Consider the following 4,387-nt stretch of genomic DNA (forward strand, 5'->3'; position numbering starts at 1 on the left):
ATCATCTTAACTATATAAAGATGGGCTAGTTTGAATATGCTTGTTATTTGGTACTAATGTCGCTTTTGAATTCTATTTCTATACCAGTTTTAGAGCTGGTTTTTTTTAAGAAGAAAGTTATTGAGTCAAAACAAGACGGAAATTACTTTTATTAACTTAATATTAGATCGGAATCAACTCCACTAATAGAATTGATTCCACTAGAACAATGCCTTTTACTTATTTGTTTAAAGCCCTAAACGTCCACCTAAGTTATAAACAATTTGTAGTCCTACAACTGCACCATCTTTATTAGGTTTTGCAGTAGGGTTGTAAAAATTGCTCGGGTTAAAGATATATTGGATACTTGGTTCAACCGCTAAATAATTAGTAGCTTGCCAATGCATATTTAATTCAACACGAGATTCTCCACGTGAAGTACTCTGGTCAATGCCAGTAGCATCCAGTCTTTGTTGCGTTTGGAATTCAGCTTGTTTCTCGGATAATCGTAAATAGCTTGCTTTCAAATTTACCGAATCTTGAGGGCGTCCAAAGGGACCAATCCTAGAAATACCAGCTTCAATAAATTGTTGGAATGGCTGAAATTCGTCAGCATTCCAAGACCAAGCACCAAATACTTGCCATGCTTTATCTAGGTCTTTCGAGGTTGGATTATTATTATAAATGGTTTGATTAAAGCGAAAGAGAATACCTTTACTGTTATGTTCTTTCCCACTATCACTATCAACTTGTTTAGCACTATTAGAAAATACATTTAATTCATATTTGTGTGGTAAAGGATTTTGGGCGATTGTCTCTTGGTGACCGAAACCGAATAAGCTTGTTGCCTTACTTGATCCATCTAAGCCCCACTGCAAGCCGTTAGTTTTATTTGCATAATCTTGCGGGGTGGATTCAAATACACCACCATGAGTATAAAATCCATTATCCATTTTATACTTTGAATAAGCTCCCCAACTACCATAAGGGTATGGAAGAATACCGGTTGTATACATAAATAGTGGGTCATTACATGCAATCATAGCGCCACAACTGGAGATATAGAAATATCGTTGAGCGTTGGTTCGACCCAAGGTGATTTGTAAGTGGTCATCTAACAGCATTTGATTGTACGCAAATAAGGAAAGGTATCCTGTAGAATCAATATCATTATGTAGTGTTGCACCAGCAAATGCGCTTCCTGCTGCACCTTGCCATTTGGTTGATGATTGCAAACCTGTGTTATGGAGCCAAGGGAAGAAAGTGTATTCAAATTGCAGAGTACCAGCATCGTTACCCATTAATTTCCCCAAATTGACGTCGGCACCGGTAAATATTGCTCCAGCATTAGCAAAAGAATGTGGACGTGGACCTGTATCAAGATTTCCAACTGTTTGATTAGTAATTACAACATGAGGTTTAAATACTTCATCATCTGCATTGGCATTATTAATGCCTGCTGATAAAAAACCACCTGCGAACAATAAAACAATACTTAAATAACGATGTGAAAATAAATTGTCCGTAACATAATTAACTGTTTTCATAATTTTTCCCTGAAGAAGATTACAGCGTGAAAAGCTCTGGGTTTAGTAAATAAACTCAATGAGCAATTTCAGGAATTGGACTAGGACCCCAAATAGATTCTAGGGTTTTAGCGATAGAGAGAATTTCTGCATCCTTGCCGGGCATTCCGTCAATTTCCATGCCGACAGGAAGTTGGGTTTTTGGTCCTAACCCTACAGGGATACTGATCCCTGGCATGCTGACATTGCTGCTTGGATCAGTATTGCGAATGATTCTAAGAAAATGTTCAGGTGTTCCTACTTCAGGACCTGTTTTAATTGCAACTTCTGGAACTGTCGGGAACAGTAATCCATCAATTTTATTTTCTTCGAAGGTAGTCTTATAAAGTTTGGCCAGTTTAGGCAGTCCATCCTTGATTGCCTTTTTATAAACGGGTTCTGCGGAAGTCATCTTCCCATCTTTGCCTGGAATCTTCACAGGCATTACCATGTCATGAAAAATACCTTGAACATCAGGACTAGAAATTTGAGTTACCATTTGATCAAGGGTAATTCCAGTCTTTTGTTCTTTCAGATAATTCTTAAGGGCTTTTTTTGCTTCTACGATAGCAACAGGGGTTGCTACTGTTGCTACTAAACTTTGAATTTCAGGCATTTTAACTGGTACAACTTCAACGCCAGAAGCTTTCAGTGCTTCAATTGCATCATTTGCTTTAATACGGACATCATCATCTAGATTTGCCCAAAAAAAGTCGGGTAGCCCTAGTCTGATTTTAGAGGCAGGTTTAGCGGGTAATGGTGATTTTCCGCTCATAATTGAATCAAGCAGAATTACATCACTAACGGTGTTAGCCATGGGGCCAGCAGTGTCACGTGTCGTTGAAATAGGAGTAATTCCATGTCCACTATAACGACCTACCGTTGGTCTAAATCCAACGCATCCATTGAGTGCACAAGGTTCACGAGTTGAACCGCCTGTGTCAGTACCAACTGCGATTGGTACCATACGTGCACCTAATGCTGCAGCATTACCTGAAGATGACCCACCAGCGATACGGCTTTGATCAAACGCATTTCTTACACCGATAACACCAGAAATATGATAAGCCGTATTGTAACCAGTCGCACCAAAAGCTAATTCATGCATATTGGTTTTGCCGATGACAATTGCCCCAGCTTTCAATAATTGATTAATGATAGGAGCATTGTGTGTTGGCTTAAAGTTGCGTAATGCTGGGGTGCCTGCAGTATTAGGGAAACCAACGACCTGAATATTGTCTTTAATTGCAACTGGCACACCTTCTAATGGGCGGCACGTACCGCCATTAGCAAGTCGAGCATCAATTTTTTTTGCTTCATTCACTGCATATTGTTTATCTATTGTGATAAAAGCATTCAGTTGAGGTCTGTCTTCGATTCGTTTACCCCAATATTTCACAACCTCTTCGCTAGAAATCTTTTTATTACAAATAGCTTGAGCAGTTTGCTCTGCACTCAATGTATAAAGAGGAGGTAGTGTTTCAGCTCTTGATATATTTGATACTGTTGATGTAATTGCAAATGTCAAAAGTGGTATCATTTTAGACATTTTGAGTCCCTCAGATTAATGCGACACCGCCGTGGTATCGTTATCTGATTTACCCATAAAAATGATTTTCAACACATCCTCAAAAATGATGAGTTTAACAACGCATCAAACCACGAATTGCTAAATCAGTTCTATTACTAGCTCCAGTTTTATGCATTGCATTCTTTAAATGTGTGCGTACGGTGGTGAACTCAATTCCCATCAATCGTGCGATTTCTTTATCACTACAACCTTTTGCGACATGTTCTACTACTGAAATTTCACGTTGTGTCAGTTTAGTAGGCCTTGGTGAAATAGCCGATAACGATTCTTCAAAATAAGGAGTTAATGCATTAATAAGCATCAAATCTTTTATATCAAAAGGTGGTTGGTCAGCACTCCGCCAAATTCTTAAGTCACCAATATCATGATTCTGACTAACAAAGAAAACATTCATACCATGGTGCATGCCACATGGTTTAAGAAACTCATTATAATGTTCGCTAACTTCAAGTATTTTTCTATCAATGAGATTATCAACACAAGCGGCTTTACGGTGTTCTCTCATTTTCCGTGTGACAAAGTCACTAATATATAAATGACTTTCATATTCTTGAATCATTTTAGAGTCAATATTAATTGAAATACCTTTGGTAGACCTTGCTTGATGGCAGTCATAGATATGAGATGCCCCAAAATCTGATTTGAGTAATTTGGTAATATCAATGAGTATTTGTTGTCGCATATTTTCATGACTACTTTCTGATTTTCGTAGGCGCCATATGATTTCAGAAAATAGATCTAATTCTTTATTTGTTATTTCCAATTTGCTAGACATTAAAAGAACTCCCTTCTATCGTGGAACAAAAAATGCCTATTTAATTCAAGCATTTTTCATACCAATATCTAGATATTGATAACTTTTTATTACTCGTGTCCTTTATGTTTACTATTTTTAGATAGATTTATACAAACAAAGTAGTAAAGAGTTTTATTGCCAAATTTAACGGAAGATAGCTGTATTTTAAATTTAGATTATCTCTGTCAATCCTTCGCAAAAATAATCTAAATTTAGGGGGCATCTGAAAAAGCAGTAAAGAATTTAACTCTTCACTGCCTGTTGTATTGCGGAAGATTTGCGATGTTTAAACAAAGCAATTGAAATAGCGCCAATAATGCCAGGAATAGAAAAGACCATAAAATTCTGTTCAAATGGCAGATTGACAGCTAAGAGAAAACCACCAAACAACGGACCTGAAATGGCACCAAAACGTCCCATGGCTGCTGCAAAACTCACACCTGTTGAACGCATATT

3 protein-coding genes and 1 pseudogene are annotated in these 4,387 nt (G+C 37.5%); all 4 read right to left on the reverse strand.

Annotated features, from left to right (window positions below):
• Nucleotides 1-227: 227 nt before the first annotated feature.
• Complete coding sequence (locus C1642_RS17705) at nt 228-1,526, reverse strand: carbohydrate porin (protein WP_103236669.1); 1,299 nt, start codon at nt 1,524-1,526, stop codon at nt 228-230.
• 55 nt (nt 1,527-1,581) lie between these two features.
• Complete coding sequence (iaaH, locus tag C1642_RS17710; protein WP_103236670.1) at nt 1,582-3,093, reverse strand: indoleacetamide hydrolase; 1,512 nt, start codon at nt 3,091-3,093, stop codon at nt 1,582-1,584.
• 94 nt (nt 3,094-3,187) lie between these two features.
• Entirely contained in the window at nt 3,188-3,910 is a 723-nt protein-coding gene (locus tag C1642_RS17715) for a helix-turn-helix transcriptional regulator (protein ID WP_103236671.1), read from the reverse strand.
• Between the two features lie 264 nt (nt 3,911-4,174).
• Nucleotides 4,175-4,387: pseudogene (locus C1642_RS17720) on the reverse strand (aromatic acid/H+ symport family MFS transporter); the annotation flags it as partial.

Source organism: Acinetobacter sp. AKBS16, from assembly GCF_002899995.1.
Lineage (GTDB): Bacteria > Pseudomonadota > Gammaproteobacteria > Pseudomonadales > Moraxellaceae > Acinetobacter > Acinetobacter baumannii.

Coding starts and splice junctions, on each gene's coding strand:
- C1642_RS17715 (WP_103236671.1), bottom strand. CDS start 3,910: ATGTCTAGCAAATTGGAAATAACAAATAAAGAATTAGATCTATTTTCT.
- iaaH (WP_103236670.1), bottom strand. CDS start 3,093: ATGTCTAAAATGATACCACTTTTGACATTTGCAATTACATCAACAGTA.
- C1642_RS17705 (WP_103236669.1), bottom strand. CDS start 1,526: ATGAAAACAGTTAATTATGTTACGGACAATTTATTTTCACATCGTTAT.